The organism is Flavobacterium sp. RNTU_13 (assembly GCF_046614455.1).
In the GTDB taxonomy this organism is placed as follows: Bacteria; Bacteroidota; Bacteroidia; order Flavobacteriales; family Flavobacteriaceae; genus Flavobacterium.
Window position 1 is genome coordinate 160,254 of sequence record NZ_JBKJHB010000001.1, and the last position, 20,450, is coordinate 180,703.

A 20,450-nucleotide genomic window follows, 5' to 3' on the forward strand; every position below is an offset into this window, starting at 1 on the left:
CAGCATCTATAGCATTTTTGCAACGACTGTTGTAAAAGCATAAAAAAAGGCTGCCCCTGGGCAGCCTTAATTTTTGTAATGCAGTATTAATTACTGGAAATCAGCCGGAGTTACACCTTCGTTAACTTTAGCCTCAACCACAGTAAGATCTAGTTCAAAACCTACATTCATTAATACTTTAAAAGGTATTTTTACACCTTTTACTGCTTTATAATCGCTGTAATAGGTAGTTTGTTTTTGTTCACCTTTTTCGTCACTGTGCATTTCAGCAACTTTAAAACCGGTCTTAACATCGTAAAGGTAGCTGTCTGTACCGTTTTTAATTACATACGCATCAGCTCCATTTACAGACTCAATAGCTGTAAGCTTCACGTCTTTATTGGCAAGCATAGCAAGCTCTTCAAACGGAACAGCGCTCTCTTGCATTTCTTTTAGCTTATCGCCTGTAATATCTTGTTTTTGGCCTTGCTGAGATACATAAGCAGCTTTGTCATTAACTACCTGCTTCATCATGCTCATACCCATAACTTTCATTTCTACAAACTGCTTGTGGTCTGCACTTACTTTAGAAGTTAACTCCAGTGTAGTACCCTGAACCGAAGCTGTAGATTTAGTGTAAATGGTTTTAACCGCTTTTACAGCCTTATCTCCACCAACAGCCTTAATGTAACCATCAAGTACAGTTTTAGCAGTAACACCAGCAGGTATCGGCTTGCTAACTACCGGTTTTTCTGACGGGTTACCAAATTTATCGAAGTAGTTTATAGGAATACCTGTTTTCTCTAAACCAGGAAGTACATCGGCAGCTTTACCAATCACTATTATACGAGAGTTATCTGCAGAGAAGAATTTCTTAGCCGCGTTGCGGATGTCTTCAGCTGTTACATCGTTAATATTCTTGATGTAATTTTGGTAAAAATCTTCTGGAAGACCCTGAGTTTTTGTAAGTAGTGCATAACGGGCTACAGTACCCGGTTTTTCTACCTGCATAACAAAGTTACCTATGTATTTAGCCTTAGCTACTTTAAGCTCTTCGTCTGAAACAAGGTCTGTCCTTATCCTTTTAACCTCGTTCATCATTTCTACCACAGCACTGTCTGTAACAGCGTTACGTACTGATGTAGAAGCATCAAAGTTACCTACGTACTTGTTACCACCTACAGATGAGTAAGCACCGTAAGTCCAGCCGTGTTTTTCACGAATGTTAAGGAACAGCCTGCCTTCGCCACCGCCACCAAGGATTTGGTTAGCAAGTATTGTAGCAAAGTACTCCTTATCGGTCATTTTAAGGTTAGTAACGTTAGCTATAGTAATTTCACTCTGTACTGCGTTTGGCATATCTACAAAGTTTACCTGAGTGTACTGAACGTCTTTAGGATCGCTGTATGATGCAGCCGGAGCCTTATCGCCAGTCCATGAACCAAAAAGCTTGGTTACTTTCTTTTTAACGTCTTTAAACTTAACATCGCCCACCACTACCAGGTACGCATTGCCCGGCACAAAGTAAGTAACATAGTTTTGTTTAACGTCGTCCAGGGTTACGTTGTTCAGCGTTTGCTCAGTAACGTACTCACCATTAGGGTGTTTAAGCCCATAGATAAGCGCATCTGTAACGCGGCCTGCAACAGCCTTAACGTTTTTCTCCTGGCTTTTAAGGCCTTCAATCATTTTTGCTTTTTGCTTATCAAACTCCTCCTGTGTAAACAGTGGGTTTAGCGCACCATCGGCAAGAAGCTCAAGCAGGCGGTCGTTATATTTAGAAAGTCCGCTTGCCGAAGCACCGTTAGCACCAAAGTTAATGCTGGCACCAAGGTAGTCTATCTCCTCATTAAACTTGTCTTTGCTAATGTTTTTAGTACCCTCGCCTATTACTGCACTAAGCATATCGCTAACACCCTTTTTAGCACCTTCTGCATATGGGGCATTGTCTATAGTAAGCGAGTATGAAACCCTTGGCAGTTTGTGGTTTTCTACCACAAGCACCTTAAGGCCGTTTTTAAGTTCGAAAGTTTGCGGTTTACCTACGTTTACCACAGGCGAAGGGCCCGGTTTAGGCATAGGAACCTGTTGTGCCTGAAGCACCGGAACAGATAAAAATAATCCGGCTAACAGATATATAACTTTTTTCATGATGTCTTATATATAATATAGGTATGCTTAGTTTTGAGCTTTTTCTTTAGCTGGTACGTAGTTTAACACCAGGCGCTGGTTAGGGTTAAGGAATTTCCTTGCCACTTCCCTGATTTCCTCACGTGTTATTTTACGGTAAATATCAATTTCTGTATTAATAAGGTTAGTATCGCCATACAGCAGGTAGTAAGTAGCAAGGTTATCTGCAATACCCTCTACGCTTGCGTTGCTGTTTACGTAGTTATTTTCAAACTCGTTTTGCAGCTTGGCAAATTCCTTTTCAGAAATAAGGTCGGTTTGCACCTTTTTTATTTCCGCATCAATATCAGTAAGTACCTCTTCGCTGGTGTGTGGTGCCTGCGGTATACCGTATATAATGTAAGAACCGTAGTCTTCCTGGCTGTAGTTAAATGCCGCTACCTGTAGTGCTTTTTTGTCTTCGTCTACAATTTTCTTGTACATACGAGAACTCTTACCGCCGCTTAGTACAGACGAAAGCATATCCAGCGCACGCGCCTCACGTGTTGTCATATCCGGTGTGCGGTAAGCCGTAACCAGCATAGGCAGCTGAATGTTCGGGTCCTCAAACGTAGCGTTTATGGTTTGGGTAATAGGTGCCTCCTGCGCTTTAGTGCGTGTAACAGGCGTACCTTTAGGTATGTGTGCAAAGTATTTGTTTACCCATTCTTTAACCTGTGCTTTATCAAAATCACCGGCTACTACAAGAACCGCATTGTTAGGGATGTAGAATTTTTTAAAGAACGCCTGGAACTCACTCAGCTTAGCAGCATCAAGGTGCTCCATAGAACCGATGGTTGTCCAGCGGTACGGGTGTACTTTAAACAGGTTCTTTTTTACCTGCGGGATAAGCTGCCCGTAAGGGCTGTTATCATAACGAAGGCGTTTTTCTTCTTTAACAACTTCGTTTTGCGTATCTACACCTACCTGGTTAATTACAGGGTGCCACATACGCTCTGATTCCATCCATAAGCCCAGCTCTGTGTTGTTGCTAGGAAACACTTCGTAGTAGTAGGTACGGTCTTCGGTAGTGTTAGCATTATTGTTACCGCCGTTAGCCGTTACAATTTTAAACCACTCCCCTCTTTTAATGTTATCTGTACCTTCAAACAGAAGGTGCTCAAAAAAGTGTGCAAAACCGGTGCGGTCTACTTGCTCGTCTTTAGCTCCTACGTGGTACATTACAGATGTAATTACCACCGGTGCGCTTTTGTCCTGCTGCAAAATTACATGCAGGCCGTTGTCCAGGTTATACTCTTCAAACTCCACTTTTTGTGCGTAGGCCGAAGCACCAAGCAACAAAAGCGAACCTAAAGCCATTACGGATTTTTTCATAAAAAACAGTTGATTAATAATTCAGGTTTATAGGTGTGCAATTTCGGTAAAATGTTACAATAAAATTAAATTTTTTAGCAAAGTGGGGTTATCATTTGCACAAATTGCGGAAAAGGCACAATTTTTTTAGTGCGCGGTTGACTGATAAATAATAAGTTGTATATTTGCACCCTTGAAATTTATTAATAAACCATATTGTTATGTACGCAATCGTAGAGATAGCAGGGCAGCAATTTAAAGTTAGCAAAGACCAGAAGGTGTTCGTTCACCGTCTTGAAGGCAACGAAGGCGACGCGGTTAAATTCGCGAAAGTTCTTCTTCTTGCAGACGGCTCTAACGTTACCATCGGCGCCCCGGCTATAGAAGGTGCTTCAGTAGAAGCCAAAGTGCTTCAGCACGTTAAAGGAGACAAAGTTATTGTTTTCAAAAAGAAAAGAAGAAAAGGTTACAAGGTAAAGAATGGTCACCGCCAGTCTCTTACTCAGATAGAAATCACTGCTATCGTTAAGTAATCTGAACTTTAAAAAACAAACACTGCTGAAAGCGCAGGATTAATTACTAACAATTTTAAACCCAAAACATCATGGCTCACAAGAAAGGTGTCGGTAGTTCTAAGAACGGTAGGGAATCAGAATCGAAACGTTTAGGCGTTAAGATTTTCGGCGGCCAGGCTGCTATTGCCGGTAACATCATTATCAGGCAGAGAGGTTCTAAGCACAACCCTGGTGAAAACGTATACATGGGCAAAGACCACACGCTACACGCGAAAGTGGACGGTGTTGTTAAATTCCAAAAGAAGAAAGACAACAAATCTTATGTATCTGTAGTTCCATTTGAAGCTTAAGACTTACATGTAGTTGCATTGGTTAAATGCAACCCCTATATAAAAAAGGCGATAAGAATTTCTTATCGCTTTTTTTATATATTCCAATGTCTCGTACCCGAATACGCTTGCACAAAAAAGGCCGACTCATTACTGAATCAGCCTTTTCTTACAATTTATAAGATTAAACCGGATATTATTATTGTAAGTACGTATTTTTAATATTAATTAATTTTCTTTTTTCCAGTTTAACTTTTTTGCTAAAAAAGGAAATAATACATAATTCATAAGGTATAAAACCGGAGTTGATATAATGATACCCAAAACGTAAAATTTAAACGTATCTACAGTTATGCCATGTATGATAAATACAAACAACAAAATTACACCTGATGTAAGCACTGTATTAAATATTCTTTTTGCCATAGTTATTTTTGGTTACATATGATTGATAGTTTCTTCTACGTGAACACTCACTACCCTCAACATTTTCATAAAAGGCAACAATTTTGTAAAACAACTGAACGAGCACTTACACTTTCTGCTGTTAACTAAAATTATAACCCGCCTCGTATATATAATTCCTATTGGTCAGACAAATTTGTAAGCCCATCGAAGTCATCCGTCTCCTAAAACTTACAGAGACCTAAATTAAGAATTTTTCGAAATCTGACACACCCCTTAATTTTAACAGACATTATTCTTGCTAGTTTATTTTTTTACAAAATTTATAGCTACATTAAAAAGATGGAAATTCTTATCGCTTTTTTTATATCCATATAATAACTGCCCTGCTCAGGCGTTACTACCAACACAAACCAATATTACCAATGCGCTACTTATTTTTATCCTTATTTTGTAGTTTATTTGCACTAAACCTGCACAGCCAGGAAACTTACAAAGACACCATTACCTTACAGGAAGTAAAAATCAACAAGAAAAAGCTTAAAGTTGTTACTGTAAAGCAAGGTAAGGGAAAGCAAGAAATCGGCAACGGTTTTTTTAAGACAGTCCCTACACAAACTTTTTTTATTGAAAACCTGCCTTATGGTACAATCCAGGAAATAAGGTTGCACTTTATGTGGATGAGCATGGTAACCAAAGAAGGTAGTATACCTACCTCAAAAATAGAAAGTACTACTTATGAAATTACCCTACATGAAGTTACAGACAACAAAATGGGAAAAGCTATAAACAACACACCCCTACTTGTAAAATTACCCGCTGGCAGAAAATCAGAGCCATCAGCCACAGTAGATCTTAGTGCATTACACTTAACTACTGATAAGTTTTTTTTGGTACTAAAACGCGCCTCTGATTTACCCTGTGCCGATTGTAATTTCTATATTCCAATTGGTTACAAAACAGAAAAACAATTACTTTATCAGGGAGACATATACAATATTACTATAAAAGACAACACTAAAATTGGCTCTCATCCGGGATACTACAGCGGTTTGCTCTGCGAAATAAAAACCCTAACACGGGAGTACTAATTTAAGCCACCCCTAAGTTTGTTTTTGCTATTTTAGTACAACAAACACTAAGGATATGAAATTAGCCCGATTATTAATATTGCTGTTATTTTCTGTTTTGGCTTTTGCCCAAAACACCGTAAGCAGTTATAAACCGTTTTTTGGCAGTGGTACCTATAAAGGCAATCCGGTAATAATCACACGCAGTTTTGTATACAACAACACACCCAGCTACCTGTATACCAATACGCAAACGCTGGCCACAGCAATAGCACCGGCAAAAGACCTTAAAGCCACCCCTGCCCCACTGGCGCAACTTAAAACACAGTTTGCCAATACGCCCTATATAAAAGCGCTGGCTGCCGCCGAAAACCAGTCGTATGCGCTGCAGGATGCGGGGCTTATACACGGCTACCCAAAAGAGCACGGCATTACGCTTACAATAGACCTGTGCCCATCGCACAAAAAGCTGGACAGGGTTATTTTTACTTCGCTTATAACCGAGTTTGGCAAAACCCTGCAGCCGGTACCCGTAGCACTTTCTATTACAGGGCGGTTTATGCTTACCCATACCGATGACATTCTTTGGCTTAAAAGCCTGGAGAAACAAAACAAGATAAAAATTACCTGGGTTAACCACACCTACAACCACCATTACGACCCAAAGGCACCGCTTAACGAAAACTTTATCCTAAGCCCGGGTACCGACATAAACTTTGAGATACTGGGCACCGAAATAGCCCTGCTGCAACGCGGGCTGTTGCCGTCGGTTTTTTTCCGTTTCCCGGGTTTGGTATCAAACAATAAGGCGGTTACCGCGGTTACTGATTTTGGCATTATACCCATAGGCAGCGATGCCTGGCTTGCCAAAGGGCAGCAGGCAGCAAACGGCAGTATAGTGCTTATACATGGCAACGGTAACGAACCCCTGGGCGTAAAAGACTTTATAAAACTACTGCAAACCGAAAAAGAAAAAGCCATGGCGAACCAATGGCTTTTATACGATCTGCGCGATACCGTAGAAGACGAGTTTAAGCAGTAAAATTATTTACCGGCTTTCCACATTGGGTTATCTGACTTAGGAATATCCAATGATACTACTACATAACGGAATTTTTTACCCGAAGCGGCGGCCGTTTCTTTATAATATTTAAGGTCGCTTTTAAACGCACGGCCAAGATTAGAATGACCAAACAACACCACTGTAGGCTCACTGACCGAAAAGGTAAGCGGTTCGCCGTTTACATTTCGCAGTACCCTGCCCTTAAACGGATTTGCTTCGGTAGGGCTAGCCGGGTCATACGCCTGCATATAGCGCGCTGTAACGCCTACACAGGTGTTTTTTTCGCGGGGGTCGGCTACCATTTTATCATCACCCAGTGCAATGCCGTAGTACGGTAACGACTTGGTTTTAGTAGTATCGCCCACTATGGCATAGTAATCTGCGCTGTTTTCAAAAAAATACAGCTCTTTTGTATCAAAGTCATTCTTTTTCTGATAAAAAGCAGCAACATCCTGGCGTGTATCAAAGGTAAGGTTACGGTTAGCGCCGTAAATAAGGCGCGGACCCAGCGAACACGCGCTGATACCGGCAGCAGCTACAACCAGCAAAACAAGTTTTTTCATTGTAGTATAATCGGTTTTAATTTGGTTTGGTAAATATAGGCAAAGCACCTATGTGAGGATAAACGTTAACTGCTTTTGCCCCTGTAGTAACCCACAAAGTAGCCTATTAGTCCACCGGCAAGTAACGGCAGATAAAATATAAGGTGAAATATAAGACTGATAAGCCAGCTAACCAGCAGGCAGATACCCACCAGTGCCAATATAAAAATAATGTCGTTTGATTTCATGGTAAAAATATGTTGCTATACATTACTAATGTAATAAAAAACAAACGTTACTTCTATAAAAAAAGGAAACCCGCCGGGTTCACCCATTACCGGCAGGTTATCACAACTACAACTATAAAACTAAATACAACTTTTAAACTCGTTAAAGTATATTTCTTCTATGCTTTCCCTGTGCGCAGGGTGTGCTATGTTTATCATGGCCTTAGCGCGCTGTTTTAATGTTTTACCGTACAGGTCGGCTATACCATATTCAGTAATCACGTACTGTACGTGCCCGCGGGTGGTAACAATACCCGCCCCCTCTTTAAGGAACGGCACTATTTTATTTTCCCCGTTTTTAGTGACTGATGGCAGCGCTATAATGGCCTTACCTCCTTCACTTAGTGCAGCGCCGCGTACAAAATCCATTTGCCCGCCTATACCGCTGTACATACGGCTCCCTATAGAATCGGCGCACACCTGACCGGTAAGGTCTACCTCTATGGCCGAGTTAATGGCTACCATTTTAGGGTTACGCCTTATTATTGCGGTATCGTTTACAAAAGACGACTCGCGCATTTCTACAAAAGGGTTATTGTCTACAAAATCATACAACCGCTGCGACCCTATAAGAAACGTAGCCAGGGCACGACCCTTAAGCACACCTTTCTGCTCGCAGTTAATGACCCCGCTTTCAATCAGATCTATAACCCCATCTGAAAACATCTCGGTATGCAGCCCAAGGTTTTTGTGGTTCTTAAGTTTGGCAAGCGCGGCATTAGGTATAGAGCCTATACCCATTTGCAGTGTGCTGCCATCTTCTATTAATGATGCCACGTACTCGCCTATCTTAGCTTCCTGATCATTTATTTCTACCGGTTTTTGGCAGTACAGCGGCACATCTGCCTCTACTATATAATCAATGGCAGATGTATGTAGCACGCTATCGCCAAAGGTGCGCGGCATACGCGGGTTTACCTGCGCTATAACCAGCTGCGCCATTTCTATGGCAGCCCGCGTAGCCTCTACCGATACACCAAGCGACACATATCCGTGCGCATCGGGTGGCGAAACCTGTATAAAAACCACATCTACCTGCAATACCTTTTTGCGGAACACACGCGGCAATTCACTAAGGAATACCGGGGTGTAGCTACCGTTTCCGGCGGCAAGGGTGTGGCGTACATTTTTACCTATAAAGAACGAATTAACATGAAAACTGCCTGCCAGCGCAGGATCGGCATACGGTGCCGGACCCTCGGTGTGCATGTGGCATACCTCCACGTTGCGTAATTCGGCAGCCCTTTCGGCAAGTGCAGCCGTAAGGATATTAGGGGTAGCGGCAGCCGCCTGCACGTACACCCTGTCGCCCGGCTGAATTGCAATAACAGCCTGGGCAGCGGTAACATATTTGCTCATAACCTAAAACTTATACAGCAAAATTAGCACGCTCTAACAGGGTAAAATATGATAAAACTCATCTTTTTAAACATTATTTAACAATAGTTCATCTTGCATAAATGATAGTAATACTATTAACTTTGCGTAAAATAATTTCAGGATGAGATTTGTACTGTCAAATCTGAAACTTCAGATAAACGATAACATATATATAAAAGACCCGGAGACCTCTGCCTTGGGCAAAAAGATATTGAAGGAAAGCATACTGCTTATCCACGAAATAGGATTTGAGGCTTTTACATTTAAGAAACTGGGCGAACGCATAGAGAGTAACGAAAGCTCTATATACCGCTATTTTGAAAACAAGCACAAGCTGCTGGTTTACTTATCGTCATGGTACTGGAGCTGGATAGAGTACCGGCTGGTATTTGGCGTGGCAAATATGGCTGTAGCGGCAGACCGGCTAAAAACCGCCATTACCATTGTTACCGAAGAAACCGCCGATGATGAGGCTACAGAACATATAGACGAATCAGTGCTTAAAAAGATAATTATAAATAACTTTACCAAGACACTGCTTACCAAAGAAGTAGACGAGGAAAACCGCCTGGGCTTTTTTGAAATTTACCAACGCGTAATACAGCGTGTGGCCGGCATAATTAAAGAACACGCTCCACACTACGCCTTTGCCGAGAGCCTGGCAAGTACCATTATACAGGGGGCGCTGCACCAGCATTTCCTGAAGACCCATTTTCAGTCGTTAACCAATTGTAACGATATGATAAGCCCCACCGAATTTTATATTAACCTTACCGAAAACGCGCTAAAAAATTCACTATGACCCCGTTAAAAAGATATTACAACTTACTGAAGCTGGACAAAAAAGACGTGTACCAGATTATATTTTACGCTGCCTTTGCCGGGCTCATAAGCCTGTCGTTACCGCTGGGCATACAGGCCATTATAAACTTTATACAAGGCGGGCAGGTAAGCGTATCATGGATAGTACTGGTTATTATGGTTACCCTGGGTGTAGCGCTGGTAGGCGTACTATCACTTATGCAGCTGCGCATTACAGAAAACCTTCAGCAGAAAATATTTGTGCGCGCCACCTTTGAGTTTGCTTACCGCATGCCGAAGATACGCCATAAAGAACTGTACAATCAGTACGCGCCGGAGCTTACTAACCGCTTTTTTGATACCCTTACCATACAAAAGGGTACCTCTAAACTGTTGTTAGACTTTTCTACGGCATTGCTGCAAATACTACTGGGTATTATACTACTGTCTTTATACCACCCGGTATTTATCATCTTTGGGGTATTGTTGTTTTTATTGCTGTATGCCATACTTAAGTTTTCGTTTAACGACGGTGTGGAAACCAGCCTTAAAGAATCAAAGTACAAATACAAAGGCGTATACTGGCTACAGGAAATAGCACGTAACCGCTTTACCTTTAAAAGCAAAACCGGTTTAGACTACGCCCTTATGCGAAACGACAAACTGGCGGGCGACTACGTGGGCAGCCGCGAAAAACACTTTGGCATTATAAAAAGGCAGTATACACAGCTTATAATATTTAAGGTACTGATTACTGCGGGGTTGCTATCGGTAGGTGGCTACCTGGTGCTGAGCCAGAAAATGAACATAGGGCAGTTTGTAGCTGCCGAAATCATTATCCTGCTGGTGCTAAACTCGGTTGAAAAAACCATTATAGGGCTTGAAACTTTGTATGACGTGCTTACATCGGTTGAAAAAATAGGTCAGGTTACCGATTTAGAGTTGGAGCCAGACCACACGGCTAAACAACTACAGTGCGAAAACGGCATTGCGCTGGAAGCTGAAGACCTTAGTTTCCGTTTTCCGGATGCCGATAAAAACGCGCTGAGTAACATTAACCTGAAAATACAACCGGGCGAAAAGGTATTTATAAGCGGACGCAACGGTTCTGGCAAAACCACCCTGGTACGCCTGCTTAGCGGTTACCTTCAGCCTACATCGGGTATATTTTATGTAAATGAAAACAACCTGAACAAAAGCGATAACGACCAGTACCGCAACCTTACCGGTGTAGTGCTGCAAGGCGAAACGCCGTTTGAAGGTACCCTGCTGGAAAACATTACCCTTAATGACCCTGCCATAACAGACGAGCGTGTAAAATGGGCCATAGAAAATACAGGGCTTAGTGGGTTTGTAAAGTCGCTTCCGCTGGGGTTAGATACTAATATCATTCCGTTTGGCAAACAGCTTACGGCATCGGTAAACCGCAAAATAATGTTGGCAAGAGCCATAGCCAAAAAGCCACAGGTGTTATTCCTGGAAGACCCTACAGAGAGTATGGACGAAGAAAGCGCAATGAAGATTGTAGACTTTTTATTTGCCCCTGAGCATAACTGGACAGTGGTAGTATCTTCAGTAAACGGTTATTGGAGGCAACGCTGCAACAGGCACATAGAAATGGATAAAGGAACTATTGTTACAGACATAAAAATTTAAGGCCATGCTAAACATATCTGACAAAAACCCCGTAAAGTTTGACGGCAGCCGATATAGAACCGTAATGGAACTGGGCAACAGGCCGCACTATAAGATACTACGAAAAATAATACTGGGCATTTGCACGGTGCTGGTACTGGTGCTGTTTTTACCCTGGACACAGAGCATCCGCGGCACAGGTGCCGTAACCACGCTAAAGCCAGACCAAAGGCCGCAAACCATACACAGTGCCATAGCCGGGCGTATAGAAAAATGGTACGTAAAGGAAGGCGATTTTGTAAAAAAGGGCGATACGATTTTGTTCCTTTCAGAGATTAAGGAAGATTACTTTGACCCGAACCTGGTGGCCAATACCGGCGAGCAGGTTGACGCCAAAAAAATGTCGCTGGAATCGTACGGTGGTAAGGTAAAAGCACTTGAAACCCAGATAGGCTCGCTGCAAAGCGAACAGAAACTTAAACTGCAACAGGCGCAGAACAAAATACGCCAGGCTCGCCTTAAAGTAAAGAGTGACAGTATAGACCTGGAAGCTACACGCACCCAGCTTAGGATAGCCGAAACACAGTTTAACCGTGCCGTAAGCCTTAACCGCGAAGGCCTGAAACCGCTTACCGACGTGGAGGAAAAACGCCTTAAGCTACAGGAATCTGAGGCAAAGATTATTACACAGGAAAATAAATTCCTGGCGGCTAAAAACGACCTGATAAATGCGCAGGTTGAAATCAACCGTATTATAGCAGAGTACTCTGAAAAGGTATCTAAGGCAAACAGCGACAAATACACTGCCATAAGCAGCCAGTACGAAACTAAAGCACAGGTAAACAAACTACAAAACCAGTACATTAACTACAGTATAAGAAACGGCCTGTATTACATAAAAGCGCCACAAAGCGGCTATATAAACAAGGCTATACTGGGCGGTCTTGGCGAAACCATAAAGGAAGGCACTGCGGTAGTAAGCATTATGCCGGCAGGCTATGATATTGCTGTAGAAACCTACGTAAACCCTATAGACCTGCCGCTTATACACAAAGGCGCTAAGGTACGAGTTTGGTTTGACGGATGGCCTACTATAGTATTCTCGGGTTGGCCCGGCATATCGTATGGTACTTTTGGCGGGCGTGTGGTAGCTATAGAAACTTTTATAAGCCCTAACGGTAAGTACCGCATACTTATTTCGCCCGATAAGGATGAGCACCCATGGCCTAAACAGCTGAGCATAGGCGCAGGATCTCAAACCATAGCACTGTTGGATAACGTGCCGGTGTGGTATGAAATATGGCGTACGCTAAACGGCTTCCCGCCAAACTATTACCAGCCTAAAGATGCTGCCGGAGGCAAAGATGCGGCTAAAGACAAAAAATAAGGAACGATATTTATGAAAAATATAAAACGACTGATTGCCCTGTGTGCCTTGCTGCTCTTCAGCACAAATGCACATACACAGGAACTTAACAAAGACGTACTGAGCTTTGACGAGTACCTGGGGTATGTAAAAAAATACCATCCGGTGCTTAAGCGGGCTAACCTGGAACTTAGTAAAGCCCAGGCTGCCCTGCTACAGGCACGCGGGGGTTTCGACCCAAAGATAGAGGTAGATTATGACACCAAGCAGTTTAAGGATAAAGAGTATTACTCGCTACTAAGCAGCAGCTTTAAAATACCTACCTGGTACGGTATAGAAATCAAGGCCGCGTTTGACAACAGCGAGGGTGTATACCTTAACCCGCAAAATACCCTGCCAAACGCCGGGCTTACCTCACTGGGTGTAACGGTACCCATAGGCCAGGGCCTGTTTATTAACCAGCGCATGGCCGATGTGCGTTCGGCAAAATTGCAGCAGCAGCTGAGCGTAGCAGAACGGAGGATACAGGCAGTAGCGGTATTGTATGATGCTTCTGCGGCGTACTTTAACTGGCTCAAGGCTTTTCAGGAAGCAAGGATGTATACCGATTACCTTACCTATGCAGAGGAGCGTTACAAAAATATACTCACACTTATAGACCGCGGCGATAAGCCCGCTATAGACAGCGTAGAATCAGGCATTACCATTAAGAGCCGTAAAATGAGCCTGCTCGACGCGAAACTGAAACTGACCAAGGCCCGGCTGGAACTGTCTAACTACCTGTGGATTGAAGATGTGCCGGTAGAGGTGCGCGAAACCCTGGCCCCTCAGGAAAACCTCTCGGCTATTATAGACGAGTCGCTGATTTCCGGCGGCATTGTGCAAACCGATAGTATTTTGGCCAACCACCCTAAGCTACAGGCACTTGAAACTAAAATATCTATACTGGATGTAGAACGGAAACTAAAGGCCAATATGCTGTTACCCAAACTCAACGTGGGGTACCACTACATTTCTGAGCCTTCGTATGTAGACCGTTTCCGTATGGAAGACTATAAGTTTGCCGTAAACTTCTCCTTCCCTATTTTCCTGAGGAAAGAACGTGGTGCACTAAAGCTGGCAAAGATTAAAATACAGGATGCTTCGCTGCAACTTACCCAGGAACGCCTGCAACTAAAAAACAAAATAGATGCGCAGCAGGCAGAAATTAGCGCCGTGGGCCAGCAACGCGAGGTTATAAGCGGTTTGGTGAATGACTACAGCACTATGCTGAAATCAGAAGAACGGTTGTTTTCGTTTGGCGAAAGCTCTTTCTTTCTTATAAACACGCGCGAAAACAACCTGATTAGCGCGCGCCTGCAACAGATAAGCCTGGAAAACCGCTATTTTTTCAGCAAGGCCGACTTGTTTAAATTACTGGCTAATCCTGATTAAAGTGATAGAAATTAGTTACTTTTGCAGCCTTATTTGTTTTGAAAAATGATTATACCTAAAACCCGCGAGGAAATAGAACTGATGCGCGAAAGCGCCCTTATAGTGAGTAAAACACTGGGTATGCTGGCCACAGAAATAAAACCGGGCGTTACCACGCTGCAACTGGATAAACTGGCTGAAGAATACATACGCGACCACGGTGCCGTACCCGGCTTTAAGGGGCTGTATGGTTGCCCAAGCACGCTGCTTACCAGTGTAAACGAGCAGGTGGTACACGGATTGCCTACAAACCGCCCTATAGAAGACGGAGATATAGTATCTGTAGACTGTGGCGCGCTTAAAAATGACTTTTATGGTGACCACGCCTATACGTTTGAGATAGGTAATGTAAACCCTGAAACTAAAAAACTACTTCAGATAACAAAGGAAAGCCTGTATGTAGGTATCCGCGAATTTAAGATAGGCAACCGCGTGGAAGACGTGGGCAGTGCCATACAAAAGTTTACCGAAGCACACGGTTATGGTGTGGTACGTGAGCTGGTAGGCCACGGCCTGGGCAGAAAAATGCACGAAGACCCGCAGATGCCTAACTACGGTAAACGCGGTCGTGGTAAGCTGTTTGTAGAAGGTATGGTAGTTGCCATAGAGCCTATGATTAACATGGGTACTAAAAACGTACGCACCCTTAAAGACGGCTGGACGATTTCTACCCGCGATGGCAAGCCAAGTGCGCACTTTGAGCACGATGTAGCCCTAGTAGACGGTAAGCCTGAACTACTCAGTACGTTTAAATATATTTATAAAGCCCTGGGTATAAACAGCACCGAAGAAGATGAATTCAGGCAGATGCCGTTAGTGGTGTAGTTAGTTGTTTCATAAATTTCACAGAGGTACACGGAGAAGTCACAGAGATTCACGGAGGGAACTATGATTTATAACGAATTAACAGGTGTTGTAATTGGTCATGCACTGGAAGTCCATAAACATTTGGGACCAGGGCTTCTTGAATCGGCTTATTCAGAATGTCTCCTGTATGAATTGCTGCAAAGCGGTCTACATGTTGAAGTACAGAAGCCAATGCCTGTTGTTTATAAGAATGTAAAACTTGAGCATGGTTATAGAATCGATTTATTAGTGGAAAAGACCTTGGTCGTAGAACTTAAAACAGTAGAATGCTTTACTGAAGTACACTACGCTCAAATACTTACTTATCTTAAACTTGGAGGTTATCCTGTGGGGTTATTAATAAACTTTCATACTAAAATTTTAAAAGACGGGATTAAACGTTTTGTCATCTAAGAAGCTCCGTGCATCTCCGTGACTTCTCCGTATATCTCTGTGTAATAACAGATGAAAAAACTTTTTAAACTTATACTAAATACCATACCGCGCCCACTGCTTATACGCTTAAGCTATGTGGCACGCCCACTGCTGGCACTAAGCCTTAAAGGCAGCACGTATACAGACCCTATAGACGGACGCAGCTTCCGTAGCTTTTTACCATATGGGTACGGGCATCAGCGTAATAACGTATTGTCGCCAAGCACGTTATCATTAGAGCGCCACAGGCTTTTATGGCTGTACCTTAAAAACGAAACCAACTTTTTTACCGCGCCTCACAAAGTACTGCACTTTGCTCCTGAACAGGCGTTTTATAAGTTGTTTCGGGGTATGAAAAACCTTGATTACACCACAACCGACCTTTACTCGCCCCTGGCCGATGTTAAGGCAGATATATGTAACCTGCCGTTTAAGGACAATGAGTACGATATAATATTGTGTAACCACGTGTTAGAGCACATTCCAGACGATACAAAAGCCATGCAGGAACTCTACAGGGTATTAAAACCCGGAGGCATGGCAATACTGCAAATCCCTCAGGATCTGAGCCGTGCAACCACTTTTGAAGACAACAGCATTACTGACCCTAAGGAGCGTGCACGCATCTTTGGCCAGTACGACCACGTAAGAGTATACGGCCGCGATTACTTTAACAAGCTGCGCAGCATAGGTTTTCGTGTGGTAGAAACTGATTACACTACTACCCTTAACCCGCAGGATGTAGAGCGCTACTGCCTTGCCAAAGGTGAAATAATACCGGTTTGTTTTAAAGACTGAAATAACTAAAATAAACATATACCAAGCCGTGCAGTTTTGTACGGCTTTTTTTACATTATAAACAAATTCAGGGCAAAATAAAACAAAAGCTGTTTCTTAAAAATTAGCCCTAAATCACATTCGGCAAAGCCGCAAAAACTATTATTGCTATCTTTACGTTACATAATGTACAATTACAAGACAATAAAGACATGACAAAGCCCTTTTACAGGCTTGCAGCTATAGCCTTTCTGTTATTTTCCATAAGCCTTAACGCGCAGGATGTACTAACCGAAGTAGCCCCTCCTTACAATATAAAAACCGTTTCGTTTGTGCAAAACGGTGAAAACGTATTTCCGTTTATAAAGCTTGGCGATAACTTTACACTGCAATTTGACGACCTTTTTGGTAACGAGGCCAACTATTATTACAGCATACAGCACTGCAATTACGACTGGACGCCCAGTACCCAACTCAGCGTAAATGACTACCTTCAGGGGTTTGACAGCCAAAGGATACAAACCTATAATAACTCGTTTAACACCCTGCAGATATACAGCCACTACATGCTGAGCTTCCCAAACAAGTTTACCTCTATTAAGCTGAGCGGCAACTATATGATAAGTATTTTAAACGAGGACCGGGATGTGGTATTTAGCCGAAAGCTGATTATTTATGAAGACCGTGTAAGCGTGCCGGTACAGGTAAAACGATCGCGCGATATGGCTACCATACAACAGGCTCAAAACCTGGACTTTGCCATAAAAAGTGAGAGCGTACTGTTTCAGAGTCCGCTTACCAATGTAAAAGTAGGGCTGTTTCAAAACGGCAGGTTTGATAATGCGATTTACAACGTAAAACCCCAGTACACCATAGCTAACGACCTTATTTACAAGTACAATAAGGAAACGCAGTTTTGGGGCGGTAACGAATACCTGTACTTTGAAAACAAAAACATACGTAATGCAGTGGCAAATGTGCTTCGTGTTACCGCAGGTGACCTGTACAATACCGTATTGTATACCAATGAAGCACGGGGCAGCAAACCCTACACAAACTGGCCCGATGTAAACGGAAACTTTGTAATTAAAAACAGCGCGCCAAGCGTGGAAGACAGCAGCATAGAGAGCGATTACAGTTGGGTATTCTTTAAGTTAAGCGCGCCATTGCTGTTCAATAAAAAAGCGGTGTATGTGGGCGGTATGTTTAACAACTATGCCAAAACCGACGAGTACAAGCTGGATTATAACGAAAAGGAAAACACCTACGAAAAGGCGATATTAATAAAGCAGGGCTTTACCAATTTCATGTATATTTTAACCAATAAAAACGGTACGGTAGACGGTGAAAACGCCCCTGACGGCAATTATTACCAAACCGAAAACCAGTACGACATACTGGTGTACTACCGTATGAATAACGACCGTTATGACCGTGTTATAGGCCGTGGTACTGCCAGCTCGCTAAACATTATTAACTAATAACCAAAGAGTTAAAATTAAGTTCGCCTTAATTTAACTAATTCGGGGTGGCGGGCTTCAGCTAAATTTAATATCTTTGTAATGAAAATTGCTTAAACAAACAGCCGCAGTATGGTATCTCAAATAACCCAGGGCATAAAAATTTCTGTATCAACCAGTTTTGAAGGCACGTACTTTAAAAACTACAGGATTCAGTTTGCCTTTAGTTATCATGTTACCATAGAAAACCAAAGCAAAGACTCTGTGCAGCTTAATACCCGCCACTGGGAAATCCTGGACTCGCTAAACGACCTTGAAGTGGTAGACGGCGAAGGGGTTATAGGTAAAAAGCCCGTACTAAAACCCGGCGAAAAGCATACCTACAGCAGCGGTTGCCTGCTTTCATCGCCATTCGGTGCTATGAAGGGCTACTTTAGCATGATCAATTTTACCACTACCCGAAACTTTAAAGTGTACATTCCGGCATTTCGCCTTAGTGCTCCTTTTGCGCTAAATTAGTCGCGAAATAAATTTGCATAATAAAGACATACCACAAAGTTTTCAACAGGTACTATAGCATTTTAGCAGCATTTATTCTTCCGCTTTTTGGTATGAATTTTCGTGTTTTAACACTTTTCGAAACACCTGTTTTTACAGGAACTGCCGATTATTCTTCCGCAATAGCATTATATTTTACTGCCATTTTCTGCCAAAAAACATACTCCATGCCGAAAATACGTATATAGCTACTTTACAGTTGTTTACTGAAGAAGCGACTTCAGTACACAGCTAAAAAGTTTTATGCATGGCAAGCCAATACCCTATTGGGCGTTACAATGGTTCTTTGTAACTTTGTGAGGCAAAATATTTTTTTGCCGACAAACAAAACGAAAAACGAAAAACTGGAACAACATGCCAAAAGGAATTTATAACGTGCCGAAGGCCGTGAACGAACCTGTAAAAAGTTATGCCCCGGGCTCTAAAGAAAGAGAACAGGTACAGGCTGCCTTTACAGCACTATATAATACTACCGTAGATGTGCCTATGTACATAGGTGCTCAGGAAGTAAGAACCGGAAAAACCAAAGACATCCGCCCACCGTTTGACCATAAAAAAGTGGTAGGTACCTACCACGAGGGCGAAAAACAACACATAGAACAAGCGGTTACTGCCGCTATGGAGGCCCGCAAAAAATGGGCTAACCTTAGCTGGGAGCACCGTGCATCGATATTCTTAAAAGCGGCCGAACTGCTTGCAGGCCCGTACCGCGCCAAAATAAACGCGGCTACCATGATAGCCCAGGCTAAAACCGTGCACCAGGCAGAAATTGATTCGGCTTGTGAGCTTATTGATTTCCTGCGTTTTAATGTGCAGTTTATGCAGCAGATTTATGCAGAACAACCTATATCGTCTGAAGGGATTTGGAACCGCCTGGAGTACCGCCCGCTTGAAGGGTTTGTGTATGCCATAACGCCGTTTAACTTTACAGCCATATCGGGTAACCTTCCGGCTGCCCCTGCCCTAATGGGTAACGTAGTGGTATGGAAACCAAGTGCCAGCCAGGTATACAGCGCTCAGGTAATTATGGAAGTGTTTAAACTGGCAGGCTTACCGGCAGGTGTTATAAACATGGTACACGGTAGCGCCTCTATGATTAGCGAAACGCTTATAAGCAGCCCTGATTTTGCCGGGGTACACTTTACCGGCTCTACCGGTGTGTTTAACGATATATGGATGCAGATAGGCCAAAACATAGGCAAATACAAAACCTATCCGCGTATAGTAGGCGAAACCGGTGGTAAAGACTTTGTACTGGCACACCCGTCTTCTATACCTGCCGAAGTAGCTACCGCACTAAGCCGTGGCGCCTTTGAATACCAGGGGCAAAAATGTTCGGCGGCATCGCGTGCGTACATCCCTGCATCAATTTGGCCTGAGGTAAAAGAACTTCTAATAAAAGACATCAACTCATTTAAAATGGGTTCGCCAGAAGACATGAGCAACTTTGTATCGGCGGTAATCCACGAAAATTCATTTGACAAACTTGCCAAATACATAGATGCCGCAAAAGCATCTGCCGAGGCAGAAGTAATAGTGGGCGGCGGTTATGATAAATCGGTTGGCTGGTTTATAGAACCTACCGTAATTGTTACCACAAACCCTGATTACGAAACCCTTACTACAGAGCTTTTTGGCCCGGTACTAACCATATACGTGTACGAAGACGCACAGTGGGCAGAAACCCTGAAACTGGTAGACAGCACCAGTCCGTATGCCCTTACGGGAGCTATTTTCAGCCAGGACCGCTATGCTGCCGAAGAAGCTACAAAAGCGCTTGAAAACGCTGCGGGTAACTTCTACATAAACGATAAGCCTACGGGCGCCGTTGTAGGCCAGCAGCCTTTTGGCGGTGCACGCGCTAGTGGTACTAACGATAAGGCCGGTTCTGTACTGAACCTGTACCGTTGGGTATCGCCACGCACCATTAAAGAAACCTTTGTACCACCTACAGACTACAGGTATCCGTTCCTGGGATAATCTTTATCATTGAGAGGAACGAAACAATCTCATAACAATCAAGCCTGCCGATGTATTTCGGCAGGC

19 protein-coding genes are annotated in these 20,450 nt (G+C 43.1%); 14 read left to right on the forward strand and 5 right to left on the reverse strand.

Annotated features, from left to right (window positions below):
- Positions 1-90: 90 nt before the first annotated feature.
- Both ACLI08_RS00700 and ACLI08_RS00705 read right to left on the reverse strand, forming a co-directional pair.
- Positions 91-2,130 carry an insulinase family protein gene (locus ACLI08_RS00700; RefSeq protein WP_411426531.1) on the reverse strand — a complete coding sequence of 680 codons (2,040 nt, stop codon included), beginning with the start codon at positions 2,128-2,130 and terminating at the stop codon, positions 91-93.
- 27 nt (positions 2,131-2,157) lie between these two features.
- Positions 2,158-3,483, reverse strand: coding sequence for a M16 family metallopeptidase (locus tag ACLI08_RS00705; RefSeq protein WP_411426532.1), 1,326 nt, complete (start codon positions 3,481-3,483; stop codon positions 2,158-2,160).
- A gap of 200 nt (positions 3,484-3,683) precedes the next feature.
- Here ACLI08_RS00705 and rplU point away from each other — a divergent pair, with 200 nt between their 5' ends.
- From rplU to ACLI08_RS00725, 4 genes are all read left to right on the forward strand, one after another.
- Positions 3,684-3,995 (forward strand): 50S ribosomal protein L21, encoded by a 312-nt coding sequence (gene rplU / locus ACLI08_RS00710; protein ID WP_411426533.1) that lies wholly within the window; start codon positions 3,684-3,686, stop codon positions 3,993-3,995.
- Positions 3,996-4,066: 71 nt separating this feature from the next.
- Positions 4,067-4,327: a 50S ribosomal protein L27 gene (rpmA, locus tag ACLI08_RS00715; RefSeq protein ID WP_322625723.1), complete on the forward strand. Its 261-nt coding sequence runs from the start codon at positions 4,067-4,069 to the stop codon at positions 4,325-4,327.
- An 809-nt stretch (positions 4,328-5,136) separates the two neighbouring features.
- Positions 5,137-5,802, forward strand: a complete 666-nt coding sequence (locus ACLI08_RS00720; RefSeq protein ID WP_411426534.1) for a hypothetical protein — start codon at positions 5,137-5,139, stop codon at positions 5,800-5,802.
- Between the two features lie 55 nt (positions 5,803-5,857).
- Entirely contained in the window at positions 5,858-6,823 is a 966-nt protein-coding gene (locus tag ACLI08_RS00725; protein ID WP_411426535.1) for a polysaccharide deacetylase family protein, read from the forward strand.
- A 2-nt stretch (positions 6,824-6,825) separates the two neighbouring features.
- Here ACLI08_RS00725 and ACLI08_RS00730 read toward each other — a convergent pair whose 3' ends face one another.
- From ACLI08_RS00730 to ACLI08_RS00740, 3 genes are all read right to left on the reverse strand, one after another.
- The gene (locus tag ACLI08_RS00730) at positions 6,826-7,407 is read right to left on the reverse strand and encodes a hypothetical protein (RefSeq protein ID WP_411426536.1); all 582 of its coding nucleotides are present in this window, start codon (positions 7,405-7,407) and stop codon (positions 6,826-6,828) included.
- 65 nt (positions 7,408-7,472) lie between these two features.
- Positions 7,473-7,634 (reverse strand): hypothetical protein, encoded by a 162-nt coding sequence (locus ACLI08_RS00735; protein WP_411426537.1) that lies wholly within the window; start codon positions 7,632-7,634, stop codon positions 7,473-7,475.
- 120 nt (positions 7,635-7,754) lie between these two features.
- Entirely contained in the window at positions 7,755-9,032 is a 1,278-nt protein-coding gene (locus ACLI08_RS00740; protein ID WP_411426538.1) for an acetyl-CoA hydrolase/transferase family protein, read from the reverse strand.
- Positions 9,033-9,174: 142 nt separating this feature from the next.
- On the opposite strand from ACLI08_RS00740, the gene ACLI08_RS00745 reads away from it, so the two are divergent.
- The 10 genes from ACLI08_RS00745 to pruA all read left to right on the forward strand — a co-directional run bounded on the left by ACLI08_RS00745 (position 9,175) and on the right by pruA (position 20,384).
- The gene (locus ACLI08_RS00745) at positions 9,175-9,855 is read left to right on the forward strand and encodes a TetR/AcrR family transcriptional regulator (RefSeq protein ID WP_411426539.1); all 681 of its coding nucleotides are present in this window, start codon (positions 9,175-9,177) and stop codon (positions 9,853-9,855) included.
- Positions 9,852-11,510 (forward strand): peptidase domain-containing ABC transporter, encoded by a 1,659-nt coding sequence (locus ACLI08_RS00750; protein ID WP_411426540.1) that lies wholly within the window; start codon positions 9,852-9,854, stop codon positions 11,508-11,510. Before ACLI08_RS00745 ends, ACLI08_RS00750 begins: the two co-directional genes overlap by 4 nt.
- A gap of 4 nt (positions 11,511-11,514) precedes the next feature.
- Positions 11,515-12,876, forward strand: a complete 1,362-nt coding sequence (locus tag ACLI08_RS00755; RefSeq protein ID WP_411426541.1) for an HlyD family secretion protein — start codon at positions 11,515-11,517, stop codon at positions 12,874-12,876.
- Positions 12,877-12,888: 12 nt separating this feature from the next.
- A complete protein-coding gene (locus tag ACLI08_RS00760) occupies positions 12,889-14,289 on the forward strand; it encodes a TolC family protein (protein ID WP_411426542.1) in 1,401 nt (466 codons plus the stop codon).
- Positions 14,290-14,334: 45 nt separating this feature from the next.
- Complete coding sequence (map, locus tag ACLI08_RS00765) at positions 14,335-15,153, forward strand: type I methionyl aminopeptidase (RefSeq protein ID WP_411426543.1); 819 nt, start codon at positions 14,335-14,337, stop codon at positions 15,151-15,153.
- Between the two features lie 63 nt (positions 15,154-15,216).
- The gene (locus ACLI08_RS00770; RefSeq protein ID WP_411426544.1) at positions 15,217-15,588 is read left to right on the forward strand and encodes a GxxExxY protein; all 372 of its coding nucleotides are present in this window, start codon (positions 15,217-15,219) and stop codon (positions 15,586-15,588) included.
- A 51-nt stretch (positions 15,589-15,639) separates the two neighbouring features.
- Entirely contained in the window at positions 15,640-16,407 is a 768-nt protein-coding gene (locus tag ACLI08_RS00775; protein WP_411426545.1) for a class I SAM-dependent methyltransferase, read from the forward strand.
- Positions 16,408-16,598: 191 nt separating this feature from the next.
- On the forward strand, positions 16,599-17,867 hold the full coding sequence (locus tag ACLI08_RS00780; protein ID WP_411426546.1) for a DUF5103 domain-containing protein: 1,269 nt from the start codon (positions 16,599-16,601) through the stop codon (positions 17,865-17,867).
- A 111-nt stretch (positions 17,868-17,978) separates the two neighbouring features.
- Positions 17,979-18,365 (forward strand): Co2+/Mg2+ efflux protein ApaG, encoded by a 387-nt coding sequence (gene apaG / locus ACLI08_RS00785; RefSeq protein ID WP_411426547.1) that lies wholly within the window; start codon positions 17,979-17,981, stop codon positions 18,363-18,365.
- 393 nt (positions 18,366-18,758) lie between these two features.
- Positions 18,759-20,384, forward strand: coding sequence for an L-glutamate gamma-semialdehyde dehydrogenase (pruA, locus tag ACLI08_RS00790; RefSeq protein ID WP_411426548.1), 1,626 nt, complete (start codon positions 18,759-18,761; stop codon positions 20,382-20,384).
- Positions 20,385-20,450 lie beyond the last annotated feature (66 nt).

What these genes read in the sequence shown, in the direction of transcription:
- map (WP_411426543.1), top strand. Translation starts at nt 14,335, where the DNA reads ATGATTATACCTAAAACCCGCGAGGAAATAGAACTGATGCGCGAAAGC.
- ACLI08_RS00745 (WP_411426539.1), top strand. Translation starts at nt 9,175, where the DNA reads ATGAGATTTGTACTGTCAAATCTGAAACTTCAGATAAACGATAACATA.
- ACLI08_RS00725 (WP_411426535.1), top strand. Translation starts at nt 5,858, where the DNA reads ATGAAATTAGCCCGATTATTAATATTGCTGTTATTTTCTGTTTTGGCT.
- ACLI08_RS00755 (WP_411426541.1), top strand. Translation starts at nt 11,515, where the DNA reads ATGCTAAACATATCTGACAAAAACCCCGTAAAGTTTGACGGCAGCCGA.
- ACLI08_RS00750 (WP_411426540.1), top strand. Translation starts at nt 9,852, where the DNA reads ATGACCCCGTTAAAAAGATATTACAACTTACTGAAGCTGGACAAAAAA.
- ACLI08_RS00705 (WP_411426532.1), bottom strand. Translation starts at nt 3,483, where the DNA reads ATGAAAAAATCCGTAATGGCTTTAGGTTCGCTTTTGTTGCTTGGTGCT.
- ACLI08_RS00740 (WP_411426538.1), bottom strand. Translation starts at nt 9,032, where the DNA reads ATGAGCAAATATGTTACCGCTGCCCAGGCTGTTATTGCAATTCAGCCG.
- ACLI08_RS00770 (WP_411426544.1), top strand. Translation starts at nt 15,217, where the DNA reads ATGATTTATAACGAATTAACAGGTGTTGTAATTGGTCATGCACTGGAA.
- rplU (WP_411426533.1), top strand. Translation starts at nt 3,684, where the DNA reads ATGTACGCAATCGTAGAGATAGCAGGGCAGCAATTTAAAGTTAGCAAA.
- pruA (WP_411426548.1), top strand. Translation starts at nt 18,759, where the DNA reads ATGCCAAAAGGAATTTATAACGTGCCGAAGGCCGTGAACGAACCTGTA.
- ACLI08_RS00735 (WP_411426537.1), bottom strand. Translation starts at nt 7,634, where the DNA reads ATGAAATCAAACGACATTATTTTTATATTGGCACTGGTGGGTATCTGC.
- ACLI08_RS00780 (WP_411426546.1), top strand. Translation starts at nt 16,599, where the DNA reads ATGACAAAGCCCTTTTACAGGCTTGCAGCTATAGCCTTTCTGTTATTT.
- ACLI08_RS00775 (WP_411426545.1), top strand. Translation starts at nt 15,640, where the DNA reads ATGAAAAAACTTTTTAAACTTATACTAAATACCATACCGCGCCCACTG.
- ACLI08_RS00760 (WP_411426542.1), top strand. Translation starts at nt 12,889, where the DNA reads ATGAAAAATATAAAACGACTGATTGCCCTGTGTGCCTTGCTGCTCTTC.
- ACLI08_RS00700 (WP_411426531.1), bottom strand. Translation starts at nt 2,130, where the DNA reads ATGAAAAAAGTTATATATCTGTTAGCCGGATTATTTTTATCTGTTCCG.
- ACLI08_RS00720 (WP_411426534.1), top strand. Translation starts at nt 5,137, where the DNA reads ATGCGCTACTTATTTTTATCCTTATTTTGTAGTTTATTTGCACTAAAC.
- ACLI08_RS00730 (WP_411426536.1), bottom strand. Translation starts at nt 7,407, where the DNA reads ATGAAAAAACTTGTTTTGCTGGTTGTAGCTGCTGCCGGTATCAGCGCG.
- apaG (WP_411426547.1), top strand. Translation starts at nt 17,979, where the DNA reads ATGGTATCTCAAATAACCCAGGGCATAAAAATTTCTGTATCAACCAGT.
- rpmA (WP_322625723.1), top strand. Translation starts at nt 4,067, where the DNA reads ATGGCTCACAAGAAAGGTGTCGGTAGTTCTAAGAACGGTAGGGAATCA.